General features: G+C 73.9%; 21 protein-coding genes and 1 pseudogene. 19 read left to right on the top strand and 3 right to left on the bottom strand.

The window, feature by feature from the left end; translation table 11 throughout:
- The first annotated feature begins 155 nt into the window (after positions 1–155).
- Positions 156–3,698, top strand: a complete 3,543-nt coding sequence (gene dnaE, locus Asera_RS24920) for a DNA polymerase III subunit alpha (protein ID WP_030446291.1) — start codon at positions 156–158, stop codon at positions 3,696–3,698.
- Positions 3,699–3,754: 56 nt separating this feature from the next.
- On the top strand, positions 3,755–5,092 hold the full coding sequence (locus tag Asera_RS24915; RefSeq protein ID WP_051802240.1) for a DUF2567 domain-containing protein: 1,338 nt from the start codon (positions 3,755–3,757) through the stop codon (positions 5,090–5,092).
- A 45-nt stretch (positions 5,093–5,137) separates the two neighbouring features.
- Here the strand turns inward: Asera_RS24915 and Asera_RS24910 are convergent, their stop codons facing one another.
- A complete protein-coding gene (locus tag Asera_RS24910) occupies positions 5,138–5,839 on the bottom strand; it encodes an LON peptidase substrate-binding domain-containing protein (protein ID WP_030446289.1) in 702 nt (233 codons plus the stop codon).
- A gap of 186 nt (positions 5,840–6,025) precedes the next feature.
- Between Asera_RS24910 and hisD the strand changes: the two genes are divergently transcribed.
- From hisD to hisF, 8 genes are all read left to right on the top strand, one after another.
- Entirely contained in the window at positions 6,026–7,375 is a 1,350-nt protein-coding gene (gene hisD / locus Asera_RS24905; protein ID WP_030446288.1) for a histidinol dehydrogenase, read from the top strand.
- 38 nt (positions 7,376–7,413) lie between these two features.
- Positions 7,414–8,529, top strand: a complete 1,116-nt coding sequence (locus Asera_RS24900) for a histidinol-phosphate transaminase (protein WP_030446287.1) — start codon at positions 7,414–7,416, stop codon at positions 8,527–8,529.
- A gap of 52 nt (positions 8,530–8,581) precedes the next feature.
- On the top strand, positions 8,582–9,193 hold the full coding sequence (hisB, locus tag Asera_RS24895; RefSeq protein WP_030446286.1) for an imidazoleglycerol-phosphate dehydratase HisB: 612 nt from the start codon (positions 8,582–8,584) through the stop codon (positions 9,191–9,193).
- Positions 9,194–9,381: 188 nt separating this feature from the next.
- Positions 9,382–9,555, top strand: coding sequence for a hypothetical protein (locus tag Asera_RS24890; RefSeq protein WP_157034812.1), 174 nt, complete (start codon positions 9,382–9,384; stop codon positions 9,553–9,555).
- A 31-nt stretch (positions 9,556–9,586) separates the two neighbouring features.
- A complete protein-coding gene (gene hisH, locus Asera_RS24885) occupies positions 9,587–10,210 on the top strand; it encodes an imidazole glycerol phosphate synthase subunit HisH (protein WP_030446285.1) in 624 nt (207 codons plus the stop codon).
- 44 nt (positions 10,211–10,254) lie between these two features.
- A complete protein-coding gene (gene priA, locus Asera_RS24880; protein WP_030446284.1) occupies positions 10,255–10,983 on the top strand; it encodes a bifunctional 1-(5-phosphoribosyl)-5-((5-phosphoribosylamino)methylideneamino)imidazole-4-carboxamide isomerase/phosphoribosylanthranilate isomerase PriA in 729 nt (242 codons plus the stop codon).
- A complete protein-coding gene (locus Asera_RS24875; protein ID WP_030446283.1) occupies positions 10,980–11,375 on the top strand; it encodes a Rid family hydrolase in 396 nt (131 codons plus the stop codon). Before priA ends, Asera_RS24875 begins: the two co-directional genes overlap by 4 nt.
- Before the next feature lies 1 nt (position 11,376).
- Complete coding sequence (hisF, locus tag Asera_RS24870; protein WP_030446282.1) at positions 11,377–12,138, top strand: imidazole glycerol phosphate synthase subunit HisF; 762 nt, start codon at positions 11,377–11,379, stop codon at positions 12,136–12,138.
- Between the two features lie 70 nt (positions 12,139–12,208).
- Here hisF and yczE read toward each other — a convergent pair whose 3' ends face one another.
- Complete coding sequence (yczE, locus tag Asera_RS24865; RefSeq protein WP_051802272.1) at positions 12,209–12,850, bottom strand: membrane protein YczE; 642 nt, start codon at positions 12,848–12,850, stop codon at positions 12,209–12,211.
- Between the two features lie 176 nt (positions 12,851–13,026).
- Between yczE and yczR the strand changes: the two genes are divergently transcribed.
- The 3 genes from yczR to Asera_RS24850 all read left to right on the top strand — a co-directional run bounded on the left by yczR (position 13,027) and on the right by Asera_RS24850 (position 18,243).
- Entirely contained in the window at positions 13,027–14,469 is a 1,443-nt protein-coding gene (yczR, locus tag Asera_RS24860) for a MocR-like transcription factor YczR (protein ID WP_030446280.1), read from the top strand.
- A gap of 145 nt (positions 14,470–14,614) precedes the next feature.
- On the top strand, positions 14,615–16,417 hold the full coding sequence (locus Asera_RS24855; protein ID WP_030446279.1) for an ABC transporter ATP-binding protein: 1,803 nt from the start codon (positions 14,615–14,617) through the stop codon (positions 16,415–16,417).
- Entirely contained in the window at positions 16,414–18,243 is a 1,830-nt protein-coding gene (locus Asera_RS24850; RefSeq protein WP_051802239.1) for an ABC transporter ATP-binding protein, read from the top strand. The genes Asera_RS24855 and Asera_RS24850 overlap by 4 nt, the downstream gene beginning before the upstream one ends.
- Before the next feature lie 60 nt (positions 18,244–18,303).
- Here the strand turns inward: Asera_RS24850 and Asera_RS24845 are convergent, their stop codons facing one another.
- Positions 18,304–18,930, bottom strand: coding sequence for a TIGR03085 family metal-binding protein (locus Asera_RS24845; protein ID WP_030446277.1), 627 nt, complete (start codon positions 18,928–18,930; stop codon positions 18,304–18,306).
- A gap of 115 nt (positions 18,931–19,045) precedes the next feature.
- Between Asera_RS24845 and Asera_RS24840 the strand changes: the two genes are divergently transcribed.
- From Asera_RS24840 to trpB, 6 genes and pseudogenes are all read left to right on the top strand, one after another.
- Complete coding sequence (locus tag Asera_RS24840) at positions 19,046–19,909, top strand: hypothetical protein (protein WP_157034811.1); 864 nt, start codon at positions 19,046–19,048, stop codon at positions 19,907–19,909.
- Positions 19,825–20,262 (top strand): annotated as a pseudogene (gene hisI / locus Asera_RS24835) (phosphoribosyl-AMP cyclohydrolase); the annotation flags it as partial. The gene Asera_RS24840 and the pseudogene hisI, both read left to right, overlap by 85 nt.
- A gap of 98 nt (positions 20,263–20,360) precedes the next feature.
- The gene (locus Asera_RS24830) at positions 20,361–21,902 is read left to right on the top strand and encodes an anthranilate synthase component I (protein WP_030446274.1); all 1,542 of its coding nucleotides are present in this window, start codon (positions 20,361–20,363) and stop codon (positions 21,900–21,902) included.
- Complete coding sequence (locus Asera_RS24825; RefSeq protein WP_051802238.1) at positions 21,902–22,777, top strand: Trp biosynthesis-associated membrane protein; 876 nt, start codon at positions 21,902–21,904, stop codon at positions 22,775–22,777. The genes Asera_RS24830 and Asera_RS24825 overlap by 1 nt, the downstream gene beginning before the upstream one ends.
- Before the next feature lie 267 nt (positions 22,778–23,044).
- Positions 23,045–23,848 (top strand): indole-3-glycerol phosphate synthase TrpC, encoded by an 804-nt coding sequence (gene trpC, locus Asera_RS24820; protein WP_030446272.1) that lies wholly within the window; start codon positions 23,045–23,047, stop codon positions 23,846–23,848.
- A gap of 35 nt (positions 23,849–23,883) precedes the next feature.
- Positions 23,884–25,185 carry a tryptophan synthase subunit beta gene (trpB, locus tag Asera_RS24815; RefSeq protein WP_084131532.1) on the top strand — a complete coding sequence of 434 codons (1,302 nt, stop codon included), beginning with the start codon at positions 23,884–23,886 and terminating at the stop codon, positions 25,183–25,185.
- Positions 25,186–25,190 lie beyond the last annotated feature (5 nt).

Here is a 25,190-nt window from a genome sequence, read left to right as displayed (position 1 = left end):
CCGCCGGCGGAGCGATAGGTTTTCTGTCAGACCCCACCCCTAGCGTGGTGGGATGCCGGGGGTGCGGCCAACATCTCCCGGCGCGGTCGCGGTCACCGTCACCCGGTGCTCCGCGCGTGGCTGTCCAGGTGAATACGAGGGGGGCGAGGCGCGCCATGTCGGCGTCCGGGTTCGCGCATCTGCACGTGCACACCGAATACTCGATGTTGGATGGCGCGGCCCGCCTGAAGCCGTTGTTGGCCGAGGTCCAGCGGCAGGGCATGGACTCGATCGCGATGACCGACCACGGCAACATGTACGGGGCGTACGCGTTCTACCAGGAGGCGAAGAAGACCGGCGTCAAGCCGATCCTCGGCATCGAGGCCTACCTGGCGCCCGGCGACCGGGCGTACAAGCAGCCGGTCCGGTGGGGCCGGCCGGACCAGCGCGGTGACGACGTCTCCGGCGGTGGTGCGTACACGCACATGACGATGTGGGCGGAGAACGCCACCGGGCTGCGCAACCTGTTCACGCTGTCCAGCAGGGCCTCGATCGAGGGTTACTACTACAAGCCGCGGATGGACACCGAGCTGATCTCGGGGCACACCGAGGGCATCATCGCCACCACCGGCTGCCCGTCCGGGGAGATCCAGACCCGGCTGCGGCTGGGCCAGGAGCAGGAGGCGTACGCGGCGGCCGAGCGCTACCTGGAGCTGTTCGGCCGGGAGAACTTCTTCCTGGAGCTGATGGACCACGGGCTCGACATCGAGAAGCGGGTCCGCACCGGGCTGCTCGACATCGGCAAGCGGTTCGACCTGCGGCCGGTGATCACCAACGACTCGCACTACGTGGCCGCCGAGGACGCGAAGGCGCACGAGGCGCTGCTGTGCGTGCAGTCCGGCAGCACCCTGGACGACCCGAACCGGTTCAAGCTCGACGGCGGCGGCTACTACATCAAGTCGCCGGCGCAGATGCGCGAGCTGTGGGACTCCCAGCTGCCCGGCGCCTGCGACAACACGCTGCTGATCGCCGAGCGCGTCGGCTCGTACGACGAGGTCTTCGCCCACCACGACCGGATGCCGGTGTTCGACGTGCCGGCCGGCGAGACCCAGGAGTCCTGGCTGCGTCATGACGTGTTCGAGGGCTTGGCGAAGCGGCTCCCGGGCGGGATCCCGGACCACTATCGGGCCCGGGCCGAGATGGAGCTCGGCGTCATCAACCAGATGGGCTTCCCGGCATACTTCCTCGTGGTGGCCGACCTGGTGCGGCATGCCAAGGAGTCCGGGATCATCGTCGGGCCGGGGCGTGGTTCCGCGACAGGATCGATCGTCGCCTGGGCAACCGGGATCACCGAACTCGACCCGATCGAGCACAGCCTGCTGTTCGAGCGTTTCCTCAACATCGAGCGCATCTCGATGCCCGACATCGATCTTGACTTCGATGACCGGCGGCGCGGTGAGATGCTCGACTACGCCACCGCCAAGTACGGCACCGACAACGTCTGTCAGGTCATCACCTTCGGGACGATCAAGACTAAGGCGGCGATCAAAGACGCGGCGCGAATCCATTTCGGACAGCCCGGGTTCTCAATCGCCGACAAGATCTCCAAGGCGTTGCCGCCGCCGATCATGGCGAAGGACATTCCGTTGTCCGGCATCGTCGACCCGAAACACGAGCGCTACGCCGAGGCGTCCGAGGTCCGGACGCTGATCGAGACCGACCCGCAGGTCGGCAAGATCTTCGAGACCGCGCGTGGTCTGGAGGGTCTGATTCGGCAGGCCGGTGTGCACGCCTGCGCGGTCATCATGTCGTCCACCCCGGTCATGGACGTGATCCCGGTGTGGGCGCGTCCGCAGGACGGCGCGATCATCACCGGCTTCGACTACCCGTCGTGTGAAGCGATGGGCCTGTTGAAAATGGACTTCCTGGGCCTGCGCAACCTGACGGTCATCGGGGACGCGATCGCCAACATCAAGGCGAACCGCAGCATCGACATCGACGTCGCCAGCCTCGAGCTGGCCGACGACAGAACATTCGAGTTGTTGGCGCGAGGCGACACGCTCGGGGTGTTCCAGCTCGATGGCGGCCCCATGCGCTCGTTGCTCAAGGCGATGGCACCGACCAAGTTCGAGGACATCGCGGCCGTGCTGGCGCTGTACCGGCCGGGTCCGATGGCGGCGAACGCCCACATCGACTACGCCGACCGTAAGAACAACCGCAAGCCGGTCGTGCCGATCCACCCCGAACTGGCCGACGATCTGGCCGAGATCCTGGACGAGACCTACGGCTTGATCGTTTACCAGGAGCAGGTCATGGCGATCGCCCGGAAGGTCGCCGGGTACTCGCTGGGCAAGGCGGACCTGCTCCGCCGGGCGATGGGCAAAAAGAAGAAGGAGATCCTGGACAAGGAGTTCGTCGGGTTCCAGGCGGGCATGCGCGACCAGGGCTACTCCGACGACGCGATTCAGACCTTGTGGGACATTCTGCTGCCGTTTGCTGGGTACGCATTCAACAAGTCACACACCGCGGGCTACGGGATCGTCTCGTTCTGGACCGCATACCTGAAGGCGAACTATCCCGCCGAGTACATGGCGGCGCTGCTGACCTCGGTCGGCGACTCGAAGGACAAGATGGCGGTCTACCTCGCCGAGTGCCGCAAGATGGGCATCAAGGTGCTGCCGCCGGACGTCAACGACTCCGACCTGAACTTCACTGCGGTCGGCGCCGACATCCGGTTCGGCCTGGGCGCGGTGCGCAACGTCGGCGCGAACGTCGTCACCAGCATCATCAACACCCGCAAGCAGAAGGGTGCCTACACCTCGTTCACCGACTTCATGTCCAAGATCGAGCTGCCGGTCTGCAACAAGCGGGTGATCGAGTCGCTGATCAAGGCGGGTGCGTTCGACTCGCTGGGACATCCGCGGCGGCCGATGCTGGAGCAGCACGAGACCATGGTCGAGGCGATGACCGGGGTCAAGCGGCGCGAGGCGGAGGGCCAGTTCGACCTGTTCGGCGGGATGACCGACACCGCCCCGGACACCGTCGTGGGCATGGACGTCGACCTCACCGGCGAAGACTGGCCGCGCAAGACCGCGCTGGAGTTCGAGCGCGAGATGCTCGGGCTGTACGTGTCGGGTCACCCGCTCGACGGCGCCGAACGGGTGCTGCGCAAGAACAGCGAGCAGCGCATCGCCGACCTGGTTTCCGGTGACGTCGCCGACGGCACGTCGGTGACCATCGCCGGGATCATCTCCGCGCTGGAGCGCCGGGTCACCAAGCAGGGCAACGCGTGGGCGAAGGCGACCGTCGAGGACCTCGACGCCGGCATCGAGGTGCTGTTCTTCCCCAAGACCTACGAGCTGGTCGGGCAGTACCTGGCACCCGATCTGACGATCGCGGTGAAGGGCCGGGTCAACCGGCGCGACCAGGAGATCAGCGTCGTCGCGATGGACCTGCGCACGCTGGAGATCACCGACGCCGACCTGGCCGCCGAGCCGGCGGTCACGGTCGCCATCCAGGCCGAGCGGGTCGACCCCGATTTGGTCGGTGAGCTCAAGCGGACCCTGCTGAACAACCGGGGAGAGACCGCGGTGCGGGTCAAGCTGGTCGGCCGGGAGCGCAACCACCTGCTCGCCCTCGACGACACGCTGCGGGTCACACCCGGTCCCGGCCTCACCTCTGAGCTGAAGAGCCTGCTCGGCGCCGGCTGCCTTGAATAGCCGGCCGCGCCGGGCCCGGATCCGCCGACTTGCTCGAGGTTGGGAGAATCGCCGCGATGAAGACGACGATGCCGCGCCGAGCCGGCGTGCCGCGGTGGGCCGAGGCACTCGTACTGGTGGTTGCGGCGGTGTGCGTCGCGGCGGCCGGCGCGCCGCTCGGGCTGCTCTGGTGGGTGCTGTCCCCGCGCGCCGAGGTCGTGATGACCGACCAGGGCGGGATGTACAACCTGGAGACCGAGACGTTCGCCGCCGCCGACGGCTGGCTTGCGGTGCTGACCGCGGCCGCGGGCCTGGTTGCCGCGGTGGCCTGCTGGGTGGTGCTGCGCCGCTACCGCGGTCCGCTGCTGCTGGCCGTGCTCGCGGTCGGCGGCGCCGGCGGTGCACTGCTGACCGCCTGGGTCGGCAGCCGGGTCGGGCTGGCCGACTTCAACGCACTGCTCGGCGCCGCCCAGCCCGGCTGGCGGTTCCCGTACCCGCTGCGGCTGGGCGCGCGCGGCGCCGTCGTGCTCGCCCCGCTGTTCGCCGTGCTCACCTACACGGTGCTGGCCGGATTCTCCCGGTACCCGGCGTTGCGGGCCCGGCGCGCCGCCGCCCCGGCCGTCCCGGAGCTGGTCGACCCGGTCCGGCTGCCGTTGATCCCGGCCCGCCGCCTCACCGATCCGGCCGATTCCGCTCCGGCCCCCGGCCCCGAGGGCCAGCCGGGTCCGCCGCCGGCCGACCCGTCCGCTCCGGCCGGTGACGCGACGCCGGGCGGGGTCGGTTCCGGTGCTCCCGCCAGCAGCCCGGGCGCCGGTGCGGCGCCAGGCGGCGGTGCCGCACCCGCCGGTGGATCGGTGGCCGGCCCGCCGGCCCGACCCGACGACACCGTGCCCGGCGTCAGCTGGCCGGCACCACCGGCCGGCCTGCCGGTGCCGCCCCCGGGTGGCGAGACCCCGCCGACGCTCGGTGCGCCCGGGTCTTCGGGTGGTGGGGGCCCGTCGACATTCGGTGCGGCTGCGGCGCCGCCAGGCGGCGAAGCCCGGCCCACGTTCGGTGCGCCCGGGTCCTCGGGCGGCGAGAGCCGGCCGGCGTTCGGTGCACCCGCGCCGCCCGCCGGCTCGCCGCCGCCCGCAGTCCCGCCGCCGCCCGCAGTCCCGCCGCCGCCGGCCGGCCCGGCATCGTCCGCCGGCCCGGCATCGTCCGCCGGCCCGGCGTCGAGCGGCGGTCCGCCGGGCTCCGGTCCGGCTCGATCGTCCGGCATCGCGCAACCTCCGGGTCCGGCCGGGCCCGCCGGTTCGGGCTGGCCGGCCGATCCGTTCGCGCCCAGTGGCCCGGCCGACGCGTTCCCGCCGGCACCCGCGGAGCCTCCGCCGTCGGCGCCGATCGACTGGCCGGACGCGCCCCGCCGCTCCTGAGCGCAGCCGCCCCGAGACGCTGGGCCGGCCGATCGGGTGGGCCGGTCAGTTGACGCCGGCCGGTACCTGGAAGTCGGTGAGGGCGGCCGGCACCGCCGACAGGGCCGCGACCAGGCTGGTCTCCCGGCGCAGCAGCCCGAGCTCGCCGCGGAGTCGGTGTGCCGCGTCCGGCTCGGCGAGCAGCTCCTGCCGGTCGGCCACGGTCAGCGAGGCGCTCGCCGCGACCAGGTGCGACAGCACGGCCGGGTCGTCCGGCAGCTGGTCCTGGGCCGCCTCGGGTGACACCGCGTCCGGGCCGGCCACGTCGGCGAGCTCGCGCAGGTACCGGCGGAACGCGGCAAGCACGCTCGGCACCAGCGCCTCGGCCCGGCGCAGGTCCGCCGGATCGGTCTGCTCCGGCAGCCAGTCGACCGAGGCCTGCAGGTACGGCGCGGACTCGGTGTCGACGTCCAGCAGGCTGAACCGGCGGCGGCCGACCGCGACCACGTCGTACCGTCCGTCGGGGTGGCGGGTGACCTGACGCAGCTGGGCGCTGCAGCCGATCTCGTAGAGGGTGCTGTCGTCGTGGTCGCCGGTCTCGGTGCCGCGCCGGATGGCCACCACGCCGAACTCGCGGTCGTCCTCGCCGGCCCGCCGCATCAGGTGCGCCACCAGCGCCCGGTAGCGCGGCTCGAAGATGTGCAACGGCAGCACGACCCCGGGGAACAGCACGGTCCCCAGCGGGAACAGCGGAATGGCGTCGGTCACAGTACCGAGCCTACGGGCTGCCGGCCCCCGAACCGAATGACCCCGTGCTGCGTTCCTGGCCGGTTTCCGGCCCGGATACGCCGGAATGCCGGTGCGGTGCGGTGCGGTGTGCTCGTCCCGGCCCGGCCCCGGTCGTGGTGCCCTACACCACCGGTTCCCGCAGGTCGGGACGCCTAGACTTGAGGTGTGCTGACTCGTGTCGACCTGCGCGGTACCACCACCGACCCGCGCGACGTGCTGCCCCGCGCCCAGCTCGACGTGGCGGCCGCGATCGAACAGATCCGGCCGACCGTCGAGGCGGTGCATCAGCATGGCGCGTCGGCGGTGCTGGCGGCCACGGAGCGGTTCGACCGGGTCCGGCCGCGCCGGCTGCGGGTCCCGACCGAGGCCATCGCCGCGGCTGCCGACACGCTCGACGACGCGGTCCGTGCCGCCCTGCAGACCTCGATCGACCGGGCCCGCGCGGTGCACGCCGACCAGTGCCGTACCGACGTCACCACCCAGGTCGTTCCGGGTGGCACGGTCACCGAGCGCTGGGTGCCGGTGTCCCGGGTCGGGCTGTACGTGCCGGGTGGCCTCGCGCCGCTGCTGTCCAGCGTGGTGATGAACGTGGTGCCGGCGCAGCTGGCCGGCGTCGGCTCGATCGCGCTGGCCTCACCGCCGCAGCGCGACACCGGCCTGCCGCACCCGGGCATCCTCGCCGCCTGTGCCCTGCTCGGCGTCGACGAGGTGTACGCGATGGGCGGCGCCCAGGCGGTCGCCGCGTTCGCGTACGGGCTGCGCGCCGAGACCGCCGTCGACCCGGCGGAGCCGGATGCCGGTCCGGCGAGCGGATGGCTGCTGGAGCCGGTCGATCTGGTGACGGGGCCGGGCAACATCTTCGTCACCGCGGCGAAGCGGATGCTGCGCGGCGTGGTCGGCATCGACTCCGAGGCCGGTACCACCGAGATTGCGATCCTCGCCGACGACAGCGCCGACCCGGTGCACGTGGCGGCCGACCTGATCAGCCAGGCCGAGCACGATCCGGCCGCGGCGAGCGTGCTGGTCACCCCGAGCGAGTCGCTGCTGGCGGCGGTGGAGGAGCAGCTCGCGGTGCAGGTGCCGGCGACCCGGCACCACGAGCGGGTGGCGACCGCGCTGTCCGGCAAGCAGTCCGGTGTGGTGCTGGTGGACGACCTGGACCACGGACTGCGGGTGGTGGACGCCTACGCGGCCGAGCACCTGGAGATCCAGACCGTGGACGCGGCGCGGGTCGCGGCTCGGGTGCGCAGCGCCGGCGCGATCTTCGTCGGGGCGTACTCTCCGGTCTCGCTCGGCGACTACGCGGCCGGCTCCAACCACGTGCTGCCCACCGGCGGCTGCGCGCGGCACTCGTCCGGGCTGTCGGTGCAGACGTTCCTGCGCGGCATCCACGTGATCGACTACTCGCAGCAGGCGTTGCGCGAGGTGGCGCCGCACGTGGTGGCGCTGTCGGCGGCGGAGGACCTGCCGGCGCACGGTCAGGCGGTCACCGCCCGGTTCGGCGGTGTGGTGTGATCGACGGCAAGGTGCCCGCTACCGGTGCGGCGGCCGGGATCGCGCTGGCCGATCTGCCGCTGCGCGACGACCTGCGCGGCCTCGAGCCGTACGGGGCGCCGCAGCTGGACGTGCCGGTCCGGCTCAACACCAACGAGAACTCCTACCCGGTACCGGACGACGTCGTCGCGGCGATGTCCGCGGCGATCGGCGCGCAGCTGCGCGACCTCAACCGGTACCCGGACCGGGACGCGGTCGCGCTGCGCACCGACCTCGCGGCGTACCTGAGCGCCCGGCACGGCCGGCAGGTCGGGCCGGCCCAGGTGTGGGCGGCGAACGGCTCCAACGAGGTGCTGCAGCAGCTGTTGCAGGCGTTCGGCGGCGCCGGGCGCACCGCGCTGGGTTTCACCCCGGCGTACTCGATGCACCCGCTGATCGCGCTCGCCACCGGCACCACCTGGCTGGATGGGCCGCGCGCGGCCGACTTCACCATCGACGCCGACGCGGCGGTCGCGCTGATCGAGGCGCGCCGGCCGGAGGTGGTGTTCGTCTGCTCGCCGAACAACCCGACCGGTACCGCGGTGTCGCTGGAGGCGCTGGCCGCGATCGCCGCGGCGGCGCCGGGCATGGTGATCGTGGACGAGGCGTACGCGGAGTTCGCCCGGCCCGGCACGCCGACGGCGCTGGAGCTGCTGGACGCGTACCCCCGGCTGGTGGTGACGCGCACCATGAGCAAGGCGTTCGCGCTGGCCGGTGCCCGGGTGGGTTATCTCGCCGCGGCGCCGGCGGTGGTGGACGCGCTGCAACTGGTCCGGCTGCCGTACCACCTGTCGGCGCTGACCCAGGCGGTCGCCCGGGCGGCGCTGGCGCACGCGGACGCGCTGCTGGCCACGGTCGACGCGCTGAAGACCCAGCGGGACCGGATCGTGGCGGAGCTGGCCGCGATGGGGTTCCGGGTTGCGGCGAGCGACGCGAACTTCGTCCTGTTCGGCGGCTTCGTCGACGACGACCAGCGGCGCGTCTGGCGCGCCCTGCTGGACGACGGGGTGCTGGTCCGCGACGTCCGGCTGGCTGGCTGGTTGCGGGTCAGCGCCGGCACCCCCGCCGAGACCGACGCCTTTCTCGCTGCGTTACGTTCGGTGCATCCGGCGGGTGCCGCCGCGCCGAGCGGCTGACCGGCGTGCCGACCCCGACTCCCGATCCGAACGCGAACCCGCGGAGCTGCGCATGACGAGGACCGCCCGGGTGGAACGCACCACCGGCGAGACCAAGGTGCTGGTCGAGATCGACCTGGACGGCACCGGTGGCGCCGACGTCGCGACCGGCGTCGGGTTCTTCGACCACATGCTCAACCAGCTGGCCAAGCACGGCGGCTTCGGGCTGGTCGTGCACACGGTCGGCGACCTGGACATCGACGCGCACCATACGCTGGAGGACACCGCGATCGCGTTGGGTCAGGCGTTCGCGGCGGCGCTGGGCGACAAGGCCGGCATCCAGCGGTTCGGCGACGCGGTGGTACCGCTGGACGAGGCGCTGGTGCAGGCGGTGGTCGACCTGTCCGGCCGGGCCTACGTGGTGCACGACGAGCCGGTGGACCTGGCGCCGATGATCGGGCCGCAGTACCCGACCAGCATGACCCGGCACATCTGGGAGTCGTTCGGCAACAACGCGAAGATGACGCTGCACGTCAACGTGCTGCGCGGGGCCCGGCCGGGACAGCGGCCGGACGCGCACCACGTGGTGGAGGCGCAGTTCAAGGCGGTGGCTCGGGCGCTGCGGCAGGCGGTCACCGCGGATCCGCGCGGCGGCGGCGTGCCCAGCACCAAGGGGCTGCTGTAGGCGGCGGTGTGCGGGGGCTCCGGCACGTGGCGCCCGCCACACCGTGCGCGGGCGCGCGGCGGCCGGACCACCGGCGAGATGCATGGCCTGCTATACAGGCGGGACGTCATCCGGCCGGCGGCGCGGGCCGCGCGGCGGGAACACGAAGGGCCGAGGGGGCCCGCGACGAGCGGGCGGGAGGGACAGCAGTGCAGAGCATTCTGCCCATCGCGCTGTTCGCACTGGGCGGGGTCCTGCTCGGCGGCGCGTGGTCGATGAAGCAGCAGGGCGCCTCCAAGGTGGTCATGGTGGGCTTCGTGGTGCTGGCGGCGGTGGCGGTGCTGGGTGGGGTCGTCTGGCTGCTGCCCAAGGGCACGTTCTGAAGCGCCGCACCGGTCGGAAGAGAGGGAGCCAATGACGCGTCGGGTGGTGGTCCTCGACTACGGCTCGGGCAACATCCACTCGGTGCACCGTGCGCTGCAACGGGTGGGCGCCGAGGTGACGGTCGCGACCGATCCGGCCGAGGGCATCGACGCCGACGGCCTGGTGGTGCCGGGCGTCGGGGCGTACACGCACTGCGTGAACCAGCTGGATGCCATCGGTGGCCGTGCGGTGGTGGCCGACCGGGTCGCCGCCGGCCGGCCGGTGCTCGGCATCTGCGTCGGGCTGCAGATCCTGTTCGACGCCGGCCGCGAGCACGGCATCCTGACCAAGGGTCTGGGCCTGCTGCCCGGCGAGGTGACCCGGCTGCTGGCCCCGCGGGTACCGCACATGGGCTGGAACACGGTGACCTGGCAGCCCGGTGACCCGCTGTTCGCCGGCCTGGGCCCCGACTCGCGCTGCTACTTCGTGCACTCGTACGCGGCGCGGCCGTCGCGGTCGCTGCGGGCCGCCGGGGCGCGGATCGCGACCAGCGTGCACGGCGAGGTGTTCGTCGCCGCGGTGTCGCTCGGCGCGCTGTCGGCGACCCAGTTCCATCCGGAGAAGTCCGGTGACGTCGGTGCGAGGGTGCTGGCGAACTGGGTGTCCGGGCTGTGACGCCGTCCACTGTGGACGGATCTGACGAGGGGAAACGCTGCACGATGTTGACGCTGCTGCCGGCGGTGGACGTGGCGGACGGCCGGGCCGTCCAGCTGGTCCAGGGCAAGGCGGGTTCGGAGCGGGTGTTCGGGGAGCCGCGGGCGGCCGCGCTGCGCTGGCAGCAGCAGGGGGCGAGCTGGATCCATCTGGTCGACCTGGACGCGGCGTTCGGCCGGGGCTCCAACGCCGAGCTGCTGGCCGGGGTGATCGGCTCGCTGGACGTGCAGGTCGAGCTGTCCGGCGGGATCCGGGACGACGAGTCGCTGCGCCGGGCGCTGTCGACCGGCGCGGCGCGGGTGAACATCGGTACGGCCGCGCTGGAGGACCCGGACTGGTGCGACCGGGTGGTCGGCGAGTACGGCGACCGGGTCGCGATCGGTCTGGACGTGCGGGGGACCAAGCTCGCCGCGCGCGGCTGGACCCGTGACGGTGGCGAGCTGTACGACGTGCTGGCCCGGCTGGAGGCGGCCGGCTGCTCCCGCTACGTGGTCACCGACGTCAACTCCGACGGCATGCTGCGCGGCCCGAACCTGGAGCTGCTGCGCGACGTCTGCGCGCACGCCACCGCGCCGGTGATCGCGTCCGGCGGGGTGTCCACACTGGACGATCTGCGCGCGCTGGCGGCGCTGGCCGGCGACGGCGTGGAGGGTGCGATCGCCGGTACCGCGCTCTACACCGGGGCGTTCACGGTCACCGAGGCGCTCGCCGTGTTGCGCGAGGCGGCGCGGTGAGCGCCACCCGCGTCTCCTCCGGCGGCCCGTGGGAGCAGCGGTACGGTTACTGCCGGGCGGTGCGCACCGGCGACCGGATCGTCACCGCCGGCTGTACCTCCACAGTGGACGGTGCAGTGGCGCACCGGGGCGACCCGTACGCGCAGACCGCGACGGCGATCGCCATCGGGCTGGACGCGCTGGCGAAGCTCGGTGCCGGTCCGGAGTCGGTGATCCGGACCCGGATGTACGTGGTGGACATCGATGCGCACGCGGACGCGGTCGGCACCGCCCACGCCGCGGCGTTCGGCGCCGCGCCGCCGGCGGCGACCATGGTGCAGGTGGCCCGGTTGATCGATCCCGACCTGCTGGTCGAGATCGAGCTGGAGGCCTGGTTGGGCGAGGAGGGCTGACGTGACCATCGCGGTACGGGTGATCCCCTGTCTGGACGTCGCGGACGGCCGGGTGGTGAAGGGCGTCAACTTCGCCAACCTGCGGGATGCCGGCGACCCGGTCGAGCTGGCCGCCGCCTACGACGCGGCGGGTGCCGACGAGATCACGTTCCTCGACGTGACCGCCTCGGTGGAGGACCGCTCGACGATGTTCGAGGTGGTCCGGCGGACCGCGGAGAGCGTGTTCATCCCGCTGACGGTCGGTGGCGGGGTGCGCTCGGTGGAGGACGTGGACGCGCTGCTGCGCGCCGGCGCGGACAAGGTCGGGGTGAACACCGCCGCGGTGGCCCGGCCGGAGCTCATCGGTGAGGTGACCGAGCAGTTCGGCCGGCAGGTGCTGGTGCTGTCGGTCGACGCCCGGCGCAGCCGGCTGACGCCGAGCGGGTACGAGGTGACCACGCACGGCGGCCGGCGCGGCACCAACCTGGACGCGGTCGACTGGGCGGTCCGGGCGGCCGATCTGGGCGCTGGCGAGATCCTGCTCAACTCGATGGACGCGGACGGCACCAAGACCGGCTTCGACCTGGAGATGATCACCGCGGTACGGGCGGTGGTCGACGTTCCGGTGGTCGCGAGCGGCGGCGCCGGTGCGGTCGAGCACTTCCCGCCGGCGGTGGCGGCGGGCGCGGACGCGGTGCTCGCGGCGAGCATCTTCCACTTCGGCGAGGTCAGCATCGCCCAGGTCAAACGGGAGCTGGCCGCCGCCGGCCAGCCGGTGCGCTGACCACATCGCCCAGGTCGAACGGGCGCTGGCCGCCGCCGGCCAGCCGGTGCGCTGACCGCCCGGCGACGGGTCATCCGGCGGTGCGGCCGTCCGCCATCGCGGCGACGCCCGTACCGACGGGCGGGTTCGCGTCTCGGGCCGGGACGGTCCACAGCGGGATCATCACGTGTGCCAGCGGGCCGATCGACACGGCGTAGATCAGGGTGCCGAACCCGACCTGCCCGCCGAGCAGGAACCCGCCGGCGAGCACCGTGAGTTCGATCGCGGTGCGCACCACCCGGACCGAGTGGCCGCGGGCGGCGAGACCGGTCATCAGCCCGTCCCGCGGACCGGGTCCGAACCGGGCACCGATGTACATTCCGGTCGCCACGCCGTTGAGCGCGATGCCGGCCAGCAGCAGCACCCAGCGCAGCCAGAGCGCGTCGGGCGCCGGTACCACCTGCAGGGTGGCGTCCAGCGCCAGCCCGATCAGGACCGCGTTGCTGATCGTGCCGAGGCCGGGTTTCTGCCGCAGCGGGATCCACAGCAGCAGGACGAGGACGCCGACGCCGATCACGAGCCACCCGATCGGCAGCCCGAGGCGGCGGGCGAGGCCCTGGTGGAACACGTCCCACGGGTCCAGGCCGAGCCGGGCCCGCACCATTAGCGCCGAGCTGGCGCCGTAGCAGAGCAGGCCCGCGTACAGCTGGACCAGCCGGCGCGGCAGCCGGATGCCGGTGAGGCGGGCGGCGACCCGGCGGGCCGGCGTGGCGGGGCCGGCGTGGTTCGGGCGGTCAACGCCGGGCGGGCGGCTGGCAGAGGTGGGCACGCTACCCACCATGCAGGCCAGTTGCCGGTGCAGGTAGAGCCAATCTTGCGGAACTGGCCTGCTCGTGCTGAGGTGGTGGCATGGAAGCGGTGGCCCGGGTGGGTGCGCCGGCGCTGGCCCGCCGGCTCGGTGACTGGCGTCGCACCGGCGGCAGCGACTACGTGGCGCTCGCGGCGGCCGTGCGTGGCCTGATCCGGGACGGGCGGCTCGCGCTCGGCGTCCGGCTGCCCGCCGAACGCCTGCTCGCGGCCGAGCTCGCGATCAGCCGTACCACCGTGACCGCGGCCTACCGGCTGCTGCGCGACCAGGGGTACCTGCGATCCCGGCGCGGCGCGGGCAGCGACACGGCCCTGCCGGAGGGCCAGCGGCTGTCCACCAGCGGGCTGTGGGCGCCGGATGACGAGGCGCTGATCGACCTGGGCTGCGCCGCCCCACCGCCGCCGGCCGAGCTGACCGCCGCCGCCCGGCAGGCGGCCGACGAGCTGGCCGGATACGCCACCAGCCACGGCTACTACCCGGCCGGGCTGCCCGAGCTGCGGTCCGCGATCGCGGACCGGTTCACCGCCCGCGGGGTGCCGACCGGACCCGCCGAGATCCTCGTCACCAGCGGCGCTCAGCAGGGGCTCGACCTGGTGCTGCGGCTGCTGACCGCGCCGGGAGAGCGGATCCTCGTCGAGTCGCCGAGCTATCCGAACGCGCTGACCGCGCTGGCCGCCGCGCGGCTGCGGGCCGATCCTGTCGCGGTCACCGACGAGGGCTGGGACGTGGAGCCGGTCCTGCCGGCGATCGCGGCCGGCCGGTACCGGGTGACGTACCTGATTCCGGATTTCCACAACCCGACCGGTGCGGTCCTGCCCGAGCCGCAGCGCGCCGCACTGATCGCCGCGGCGTACCGGGGCGGCGGGTTGCTGGTCGCGGACGAGACGTTCGCGGAGCTGTCGCTCACCGACCGGCCGGCGCCGCCGCCGATGGCGGCGCTGGACCGGCACCGCCGGGTGATCACCGTCGGCGGCATGTCCAAGTCGTACTGGGGTGGGCTGCGGGTCGGCTGGATCCGCGCCACGCCGGCGCTGATCCAGCGGCTCGCCGCGGTCCGCGCCGGGGTCGACATGGGCGGCGCGGTGCTCGACCAGCTCGTCGCGCGGGCGCTGCTGGCCCGCGCCGCGACGACCCTGCCGGCCCGGCGGGAGCTGCTGCGCACCCAGCGCGATGCGCTCGTCGGCGCGGTGCGCGAGCACCTGCCCGGCGCCCGCTTCCGGGTACCGGACGGCGGCCTGTGCCTGTGGGTGGAGCTGGACGAGCCGGTGGCAAGCGCGCTGGCCAACGCGGCCGAGGCGTACGGGGTGCGGCTCGCGCCGGGCCCGCGGTTCGGCACCGAGGGCACGTTCGAGCGCTACCTGCGGCTGCCGTTCGCGCGGCCGGCGAACGAGCTGGTCGAGGCGGTACGCCGGATCGCGGCGGCCCGGGGTGACCTGGACGCGCTGCCGTCCGGCCGGCCGGCCACCCCCGCCGTCGTCGCCTGACTCCGGCACCGCCTCCCCGCGGCGGTGCGAACCGGGCCGCGTGCTCGCCGGCCGGCCGAACGTGAGCTAGATCGCCTCCCACCCCGAAATGTCGGCACCATGCGGCATCGTCGTACCCGGAGAAAGGTAAGGGGTGGGTGTGGCGGTGTCCGGATACAACACCGGGTACGACCGCGGGGTCGTGCTGCGCGGGCTCAGGCTGCTGGGCCGATCCATCCGGGACGAGCCGGCGACGTTCGCGATCGGCGCCCTCGGCAGCGTGCTGTTCGCGGTGATGACCGTGGCCAGCGCGTACGTGATCGGGGCCGTGGTCGGTGACGTCGCGGTGCCGGCGATCGAAGCGGGGCGGGTGCCGGCCGGCGCGCTGGCGCTCGGCGGCGCGGCGATCCTCGGCGTCAGCGTGCTCAAGATCGTCGGGATCCTCGGGCGGCGGCTCGGCGCCGGCGCGATGCAGTACCGCCTGCAGGCGCGGTACCGCCGGGCCGTCACCCAGCGCTATCTCGACCTGCCGATGTCCTGGCACCAGCGGCATCCGACCGGCACCCTGCTGTCGAACGCCAACAACGACGTGGAGAGCGCGTTCATGCCGATCGCGCCGTTTCCGTTCGCCGTGGGTACGGTCACGATGCTGGTCACCGCGATCGTCGCGCTGCTGGTCACCGACTGGGTGCTGGCGCTGGTCGGCGTCGCGGTGTTCCCGACCGTGTTCGTGATCAACGTGGTGTACTCGCGCCGGTCCGCCCCGCTGCAGGCGGCGGCGCAGCGGCTGCGCGGCGAGGTCGCCGCGGTCGCGCACGAGAGCTTCGACGGCGCGCTGGTGGTCAAGACCGCCGGCCGGGAGGCGGCCGAGACCGCCCGGTTCGCCGTGGTCTCCGACCAGCTGCGGGACGCCTCGATCGCGGCCGGCCGGATTCGCGGCCTGTTCGACCCGCTGATGGACGCGCTGCCCAACGTCGGCACGCTCGCGGTGCTGGTGGTCGGGTCGGTCCGGCTGGCCGCCGGCGACCTGACCGTGCCGCAGCTGGTGTCGGCGGCGTTCCTGTTCAGCGTGCTGGCGTTCCCGGTGCGGGCGATCGGCTGGGTGCTCGGCGACCTGCCGCGCGCGGTGGCCGGCGCCGATCGCGTCGACGGTGTCCTGGCGGCCGAGGGAGAGATGGCGCACGGCACGGCGGAGCTGCCCGGCACCGGCGCGGTGGAGCTGGAGTTCGACCGGGTCCGGTTCGGCTACGGCGACGGCGCCGACGTGCTGACCGACGTGAGCTTCACCGTGCCGGCCGGGCGCACCGTCGCGCTGGTCGGCGCCACCGGCGCCGGCAAGTCCACGCTGACGCAGCTCGCCGCCCGGCTGGTCGACCCGGCCGACGGTACGGTCCGGCTCGCCGGCCGGGACGTGCGCGATCTGTCCGCCGCCGCGCTGGCCTCGACGGTCGCGCTGGTGCCGCAGGTGCCGTTCGTGTTCGACGACACGGTGCACGGCAACGTCGCGCTGGACCGTCCGGGCGTCGGCGCCGACGACGCCGCTGCGGCGCTGCGGCTGGCGCAGGCCGACCGGTTCGTCGCCGCCCTACCGGACAGTGCGGACACCCCTGTCGGGGAGCGTGGCGCCAGCCTGTCCGGCGGTCAGCGGCAGCGCGTCACGCTGGCCCGCGGGCTGGCCGGCCGGCCCCGGCTGCTGATCCTCGACGACGCCACCAGCGCCGTCGATCCCCGCGTCGAGCAGGCGATCCTCGCCGGCCTGCGCACCACCGGCACCGACACCACGGTGCTGGTCGTCGCGTACCGGCGGGCCACGATCGCGCTCGCCGACGAGGTGGTGTACCTCGCCGACGGCCGGGTCGCCGCCCGCGGCCCGCACCGCGAGCTGCTCGCCACGGTCCCGGGCTACGCCGAACTGGTCACCGCGTACGAGGACGCCGGCGACGAGATGGCGGAGGAGGTGGCCGGATGAGCACGGACGTGCGGGTGGAGGTCGCGCCGCACCGGCGGGCAGCGGCGACGCCCGACGGTACCCTTGCCACGCTGCGCCGCGGCCTGTCGCTGTCGCCGGAGCTGCGCGCCGGGTTGCCCGGCACCCTGGCCCTGGCGTTGGCCTCGACGCTGGGCAAGGTCGCGGTGCCGATCGCCGTGCAGCAGGGCCTCGACCACGGCATCCGGGCCGACGGCGGTCCGAATCTCGGCTACGTCGGGGTCGTCGGTGCGCTCACGGTGGCGTTGCTGGTGCTCGCGGTCGGTTCGGCCTACCTGATGAACTACCGGCTCTACCGCAGCACCGAGACCGCGCTGTCCGGGCTGCGGATCCGTACTTTCGGGCACGTGCACGCGCTGTCGGTGCTGCACCAGCAGGACGAGCGGCGCGGCGCGCTGGTCAGCCGGGTCACCTCCGACATCGACCAGATCTCCCGGTTCCTGCAGTTCAGCGGCGTGAGCCTGGTGGTCAACGCCGGCCAGGTGGTGGTCGCGACCGTCGTGATGGTCGTGTACTCCTGGCCGCTGACGGTCGCGGTGCTCGTGGTGTTCGTCCCGCTGGCGCTGGTGATGCCGCGGCTGCAGCGCTGGCAGCAGACGGCCTACCGGGCGGTGCGGGAGCGCGTCGGGGTGCTGTACGCGGCGGTCGCGGAGAGCGTCGTCGGCGCGCCGGTGATCCGCGCCTACGGGGTGTCCGGCCGCACCGCCGGCCGGTTGTCCGGCGCGATCGAGCGGTACCGGTCCGCGCAGTACGGCGCGCAGCGGCGCAGCGTGGTGATGTCGGCGCTGAGCGAGGGCGCGTCGGGGCTGACCAACACCCTGGTCGTGGTCGGTGGCGTGGTGCTCGGTGCCGGTCTCGCGCACCGGCTCGGGGCCGGGTTCAGCGTCGGCGAGCTGACCGCTTTCGTGTTCCTCGCCGGCCTGTTCGTGCAGCCGATCCAGATGTTCACCGAGACGCTGACCGAGGCGCAGAACGCGGTCGCCGGCTGGCGCCGGGTGCTCGACATCCTGGACGCCGAGCCGGAGGTCGTCGACCCGGGTCAGCAGGCCCGGCCGCTGCCGGCCGGCCCGCTCGCGGTGCGGTTCGCCGACGTCGGGTACGCCTACCCGGGCGGCGGCCCGGAGGCGCTGTCGGACGTCGACGTCACGATCACCCCGGGTACGGCGGTCGCGGTGGTCGGCGAGACCGGCAGCGGCAAGACGACCTTCGCGAAGCTGCTGACCCGGCTGATGGACCCGACCCGCGGCCGGCTCCTGCTGTCCGGGGTGGCGCTGGACCGGGTCGGCTTCGCCGACCTGCGCCGGCGGGTGGTGATGGTGCCGCAGGACGGGTTCCTGTTCGACACCACCGTCGCTCGCAACGCGACGTTCGTGCGGCCCGACCTGTCGGCCGCGCAGCTGACGGCGGCGTTCGCCGAGCTGGGGCTGGCCGACTGGCTGGCCGGGCTGCCGGCCGGCCTGGACACCCCGGTCGGCGAGCGCGGCGAGCACCTGTCGGTGGGGGAGCGGCAGCTGGTCGCCCTGGTCCGGGCGTACGTGGCCGATCCCGACCTGCTGATCCTGGACGAGGCGACCAGCGCGGTGGACCCGGCGACCGAGGTACGGCTGCAGCGCGCGCTGGACGCGGTGACCCGCGGGCGGACGACGGTGACGATCGCGCACCGGCTGTCCACCGCCGAGGCCGCGGACGAGGTACTGGTGTTCGACGCCGGCCGGATCGTGCAGCGCGGCCCGCACGAGCAGCTGGTCGCCGTGCCCGGCTCGGTGTACGCGCGGCTGCACGCCTCCTGGCTGGAGCAGACCCGCTGATCGCCCGCGCCACCCGGGGCCCGGCGGTGCGCCACCGCGACGGGGAGGCCCGGCGCGGGCTCACACGGCGAAGCGCGCCTCGCGCAGCGCCCGAACCGACTCGGTCGGGCCCTCGGTCGCCAGCCGGGCCGCCTCCTGCCGACCGGACGCGAACACCAGCAGCTCACCGGGTGGGCCGGTCAGCCGCACGTGCGGGCCGGAGCCGACGGTGCGCTCGCCGTAGTCCGGCGCGGCCAGCGTGACCCGGACCGGCAGCCGCCGCATGGACACGGTGGTGAGCATCGACAGCCGGCGCCAGAGGAGCTCGTTCAGCTCGACCGGCAGGTCGCGTGGCTGCCATTCCGGCTGGGCCCGGCGAACGTCCTCGTGGTGCAGGAACAGCTCCATCGTGTTGGCCAGCTCGTCGGTGAGCGGGTTGGACACCGGGCTCCACCACGGCGGCGCGGCGAGGAGCTCGAGCAGGACGTCCCAGTCCTGTTCGGCGTAGCCGCGGCGCACCCGCTCGGACCAGCCGGCGAGCGGCCGGATCAGCAGGCCGATGCCGGAGTCGGGGCGCCGCTCGCGGGCCAGCAAGTGCCCGACCAGATCCCGGGCGTCCCACCCCGCGCACAGGGTGGGCGCGTCCGGGCCGACCTGCCGCAGCAGCGACACCAGTTGCAGCCGCTCACCGTGCGCGTATGCCGTCACCCCGCTCACTCTAGTGACGCCGCACCCCCGGCGGGCGGCGACGGACGGCGGCGGTACGGGTTCGAGCCGCGGGTGGGAGGCGGGCGCGGCGCCGTTGCCCGTACCATCCCGGACCATGCCAGCAGCAAGCGTCGGGATTGCGGTCGGGATCGCCGCGGTGTGTCTGGCCGGATGGCTGCTGCTCGCCGTACGGGGTCGGCCGGCGGCGAGCGCCCCGATCCGGCTGGTGACCACGGTGGCGCTGCTGCTCGCCGGCGGCGCGGCCGGCTACCCCGTTGCGTACGGGCCGCAGCCGGTGCCGATGGTCGCCGGTGCGGTGCTCGGCTACCTGCTGGCGCACACCGCCGGCTGGCTGTTCGACCGGCTGCGCCGGCGCGGCCTGCGCGGTACCGGGCTGCCCCGCAACGCGCCGGCCGTCGCCCGCGAGTACCGGCTGCGCACCGTGCTGCTGCCCGGCGCCTCGGTGGCCGGGCTCGCCGCCGGCCTCGGTGCCGCCGGCGGCCTGCTCGGGGTGCTGGTGCTGGTGGCGTTCGTGGTGCTGCGCCGGGAGTTCGTGGGTGCCCCGCTGGTGGCGCTGATCGCCGCCGTGGTGGTGGTCCTGGTGCCGGCCGGGATGCTGCGGGCCCGGTGGATGCGCGACGTCGCGCTGCGGCTGTCCGACGACGAGGTCGAGCTGCGCTTCCTGGACGCCGACGGCCGCTGGCGGGTCCGCCGGGCGCCGCTGGACCGGATCCGCTCGGTGACCGTGTTCGCTGACCCGTACGGCCGGGCCCGGTGGCTGCGGGTGGACGCCGGCGAGACCCGCTTCGAGCTGCGGTGCGCGCCCGGGCTGGCCGGCCGTGGCGCCGCCGAGACGCTGCGCCGGGCCAGCCGGGATCTGCTCGGCCGGCCGGGGTGGCACCCGGCCAGCGGGGTCCGGCCGTACCGGGCCCGCTGGGGCGCCCGGCGCTACCGCGGCGCGGCGCGCGACAATCGGTGACTGTGAGCAGTCTCGACCCCGCGATCGCGGCCCGGCTCAAGCGCGGCCCGGACGGCCTGGTGCCGGCCGTCGCCCAGCAGTACGACACCGGTGAGGTGCTGATGCTCGCCTGGATGGACGACGAGGCGCTGCATCGCACCCTGACCACCGGCCGGGCGACCTACTGGTCGCGCAGCCGGGGCGAATACTGGGTCAAGGGCGACACCTCCGGGAATGTCCAGCACGTCCGGTCGGTCGCCCTGGACTGCGACGGTGACACGCTGCTGGTCCGGGTCGACCAGGTCGGCGCCGCCTGCCACACCGGGAGCCGTACCTGCTTCGACGGCCGCGACCTGCCGCTGACCGCCAACGCCGTGCCGTCCGATGTCGTGCCGTCCGATGTCGTAGTGTCCGAATCCGCGTCGCCGGCCGAGGCCGGGACGCACACCGATCCCGCGGAAGGGAGCATCCGGTGACGACCGGAGCCGTGAGCCCGGACGAGGCCACGTTCGCCGAGTTGGCCGCGCAGCGCCGGGTGGTCCCGGTGACCCGCCGGCTACTGGCCGACTGCGAGACGCCGATCGGGGTGTACCGCAAGCTCGCCGGCGGCCCCGGCACGTTCCTGCTGGAGTCGGCGGAGGCGGCCGGCACCTGGTCGCGGTACTCGTTCGTCGGGGTGCGCAGCGCCGCCGCGCTGACCGTCCGGAACGGCCGGGCGCACTGGCTGGGTGAGCCGCCGGCCGGGGTGCCGACCGACGGCGACCCGATCGAGGCGCTGACCGCCACCGTCGCCGCGCTGTCCTCGCCGCCGGTGGGCGGCGAGCCGGCGCTGCCGCCGCTGACCGGCGGGCTGGTCGGTTTCTTCGGCTACGACGTGGTGCGCCGGTTCGAGAAGCTGCCCGAACTGGCCGCCGACGAGCTCGGCTTCCCCGACCTCGGCTTCCTGCTCGCCACCGACCTGGCCGTGCTCGACCACGTGGACGGGTCGGTGCTGCTGATCGCGAACGCGGTGCTGCCGCCCGACGCCGGGCCGGCCGAGCTGACCGCGCAGTACCACCAGGCGGTCGGCCGGCTGGACGCGATGACCACCGCGCTGAGCCGGCCCACGCCACCGATGGTCTCGACGGTCGAGAAGGTGCCGCCGGTGCACCTGGCGGGCCGCACCCCGGCCGGTGGGTACCAGAAGGCGGTCGAGGCGGCGAAGGAGGCGATCCGGGCCGGCGAGTGCTTCCAGATCGTCCCGTCGCAGCGCTTCGAGGCCGACACGAACGCCGACCCGCTCGACGTGTACCGGGTCCTGCGGGCCACCAACCCGTCGCCGTACATGTACCTGCTGCGGTTCGGTGGGGTGGACGGCGCCGGCGGGCACGAGGCGTTCGACATCGTCGGCTCGAGCCCCGAGGTGCACGTCAAGGTGACCGGGCGCCGGGCCCTGATGCACCCGATCGCCGGCACCCGCCCGCGTGGCGCCACCCCGGAGGAGGAGCGGAGGCTGGCCGAGGACCTGCTCACCGACCCGAAGGAACGGGCCGAGCACGTGATGCTGGTCGACCTGGCCCGCAACGACCTCGGCCGGGTGTGCGTGCCGGGCACGGTCGAGGTGCCCGAGTTCTTCACCATCGAGCGGTACAGCCACGTCATGCACATCGTGTCCACCGTGGTCGGCGAGCTGGCCGAGGGCCGTACCGCGTTCGACGCGCTGCGGGCCACGTTCCCGGCCGGCACGCTGTCGGGTGCACCGAAGGTACGGGCGATGGAGATCATCGAGGAGCTGGAGCCGGTGCGACGCGGGCTGTACGGCGGGACGGTCGGCTATCTGGACTTCGCCGGCGATCTGGACATGGCGATCGCCATCCGCACCGCGCTGATCCGGGACGGCCACGCGTACGTGCAGGCCGGCGGCGGCATCGTGGCCGACTCCGATCCGGACGCGGAGGACACCGAGACCCGCAACAAGTCCGCGGCGGTGCTGGCCGCGATCGCCTCCGCCGAGACGCTGCGGCAGGCCCGCTGATGCCCGACCGCCGCCCGGACGTCCACCCCGACGACGCCCACCCCGAGACCGCCGAGACCTCGCAGAACCCAGGAGCCGCGCAGACCGCCAAGGCCGCGGAGGGCGACGAGACCGCCAAGGCCGCAGAAGGCGACGCGGGCGCTGAGACCGCCAAGTCCGCAGGAGACGCCGAGGGCGTCGGGGCGCCGGTGACGCCCGGTACGGACGTCCCGGATGATCCGGACGGCGTGCCGGAGGTCGCCGGTCCGGTGCTCGGCCGGGAGCGCCCGGCACCGGACGGGGGACCCGGCCGTCGCGCCGCGACGCCCGGGGGCCCGGCCCGGCCGGCGGCGCGGCGTCCGTCGACCCGCGGGCAGCTGGTGCTCGCCGTCGTCGCCTGCACCCTCGGCGCCGGCATCGCGCTGTACGCGGCGTCCAAGAACTGGTCGGTGCAGGCCGGCCGGCCGCTGGGCCCGCTGCACCTGCAGCAGACCGGCCGGACCGGCACGGAGATCACCCCGGTCGTCCCGACTCTCGCGCTGATCTCGCTGGCCGGGGCGGGTGCCCTCGTCGCCACCCGGCGGATCGGGCGGCTGCTGGTCGGGGTGCTCCTGATCCTGACCGGGTTCGGGGTGGCCGCCGGTGCCGGGTACGGGCTGTCGGCCGCCGCGCACGACCCGGGCACCGTGACCCCCGGCTGGGCGATCACCGCGCTGGTCGGCGGGCTGCTGGTCGCCGCCGTCGGCTTCGGCACGGTGCTGCGCGGTCGTGGCTGGCCCACGATGGGCTCCCGGTACGAGCGGACGGCCGGCCGGACCGCCCGGGTCGGCGCCGACGACGACGCCGCGAAGATCTGGGACGCGATCGACGACGGGCACGACCCGACGGTGCGCTGACCCGGGGCCCCGTCGCCGGCGGCCGGCCGACCCGGGCGTACGCGTGCGTCCCCGCTGGTCGTACCGCTGTGTGAACCCGCTGACACCCCGGCTGGGCCAGCATCGATGGCGGCGCATAACATCGGCCCAGGATCCGCCGGGTGTACCCGCCGTCCCGCTGGGTGCGGCAGGTCAGGGCGGATGCCGCACTACAGCCGACGAGGGGAGTCCGCGGTGAACGCAGACGCGAGCCGGCCGCAGACATCGGGCCCGTCGCCCTCCGGCGACGTGCTGGCCGAGATCCTCGCCGCGGTCCGCGCCGACGTCGCCGAGCGTGAACAGCAGACCCCGTTGGCGCAGGTGAGAGAGCTCGCCGCCGCGGCCCCGCCGGCCCTGGACGCGTTCGCCTCGCTGCGCGCGCCGGGCGTCGGGGTGATCGCCGAGGTGAAGCGGTCCTCGCCGTCTCGCGGGCAGCTCGCCGAGATCCCCGACCCGGCCGAACTGGCGGGGGAGTACGCGGCGGGCGGCGCCCGGTGCGTGAGCGTGCTGACCGAGAAGCGGTTCTTCGGCGGCAGCATCGAGGACCTGATCGCGGTGCGGGCCGCGATCCAGGTACCGATCCTGCGCAAGGACTTCGTGGTGTCCAGCTACCAGGTGCACGAGGCGCGGGCACACGGCGCCGACCTGATCCTGCTGATCGTCGCCGCACTGGAGCAGAACGCGCTGGTCGGACTGCTGGAGCGGACCGAGTCGCTGGGCATGACCGCGCTGGTCGAGGTGCACAACGAGGCCGAGGCCGACCGCGCGCTGGAGGCCGGCGCGAAGGTGATCGGCGTCAACGCCCGCGACCTGCGCACCCTGGAGGTCGATCCGTCGGTGTTCGAGCGGATCGCGCCGGGGCTGCCGTCGACGGTGGTCAAGGTGGCGGAGTCCGGGGTGCGCGGCACCCACGACCTGATCCGGTACGCCTCGGCCGGCGCCGACGCGGTCCTGGTCGGCGAGGGGCTGGTCACCCAGAAGAGTCCGCGGGACGCGGTCGCCGAGCTGGTCACCGCCGGTTCGCACCCGGCGACGCCGCGCCCGGCGCGCTGAGCTCGTAGCGCATCGCAAAGGAGACGGTGGCGACCATGGCACCGCAGCACGGACCGGGCGAGTCCGGTCACCACCCGAACACGTCCCCGCCCGGCGCGTCCGGGCATGCGGACGACCCGCACGACGGTCCGGACGCCGCGGGGCACTTCGGCCGGTTCGGCGGCCGGTTCATGCCGGAGGCCTTGACCGCCGCGCTGGACGAGCTGGGCGCCGAGCTCGCCAAGGCGATGGACGATCCCTCGTTCGTCGCCGAGTTCGACCGGATGCTGCGTGAGTACGCGAACCTGCCCAGCCCGCTGTACGCCGCGCGCCGGCTCTCGGCGCAGGCCGGTGCCCGGATCCTGCTCAAGCGCGAGGATCTCAACCACACCGGCGCGCACAAGATCCGTAACGTGCTGGGCCAGGCGTTGCTGGTCAAGCGGATGGGCAAGCGGCGGGTGATCGCGGAGACCGGGGCCGGCCAGCACGGGGTCGCGACCGCGACCGCGTGCGCCTACCTCGACCTCGACTGCGTGGTCTACATGGGCGCCGAGGACACCCGCCGGCAGGCGCTGAACGTGGCCCGGATGCGGATGCTCGGCGCCGAGGTCGTTCCGGTCGAAACCGGCAGCCGCACGCTCAAGGACGCGATCAACGAGGCGCTGCGCGACTGGGTGGCCAACGTCGACACCACCCACTACCTGCTCGGCACGGCCGCCGGGCCGCACCCGTTCCCGGTGCTGGTACGCGAGTTCGTCCGCGGCATCGGTGACGAGGCGCGGGCGCAGACCCTGGAGCTGACCGGTACCTTGCCGGATGCGGTCGCCGCCTGCGTCGGCGGCGGCTCGAACGCGATCGGCGCCTTCCACGCGTTCGTCCCGGACACCGACGTCGCGCTGTACGGGTTCGAGGCCGGCGGTGACGGTGTCGAGACCGGCCGGCACGCGGCGTCGATCACCGGCGGCGCGGTCGGGGTGCTGCACGGTGCCCGGACGTTCCTGCTGCAGGACGCCGACGGGCAGACGGTGGAGTCGCACTCGATCTCGGCGGGCCTGGACTACCCGGCGGTCGGGCCGGAGCACGCGTGGCTGGCGGAGACCGGCCGGGCGAGCTACCAGCCGGTGACCGACGCCGAGGCGATGGCCGCCTTCCAGCTGCTGTGCCGTACCGAGGGGATCATCCCGGCGATCGAGAGCGCGCACGCGCTGGCCGGTGCGCTGCGGGTGGCTCCGCAGCTGGCCGCCGAGCTCGGCCGGGAGCCGACGATCCTGGTCAACCTGTCCGGTCGCGGCGACAAGGACATGGAGACGGCCGGCACCTGGTTCGGCCTGTTGGACGGGGCGGAGGTCCGGTCGTGAGCGAG

It is taken from the genome of Actinocatenispora sera (assembly GCF_018324685.1).
Taxonomy (GTDB): domain Bacteria; phylum Actinomycetota; class Actinomycetes; order Mycobacteriales; family Micromonosporaceae; genus Actinocatenispora; species Actinocatenispora sera.
The sequence above is the reverse complement of the archived record's forward strand: the minus strand, read 5'-3'. Positions and strand labels throughout refer to the sequence as shown.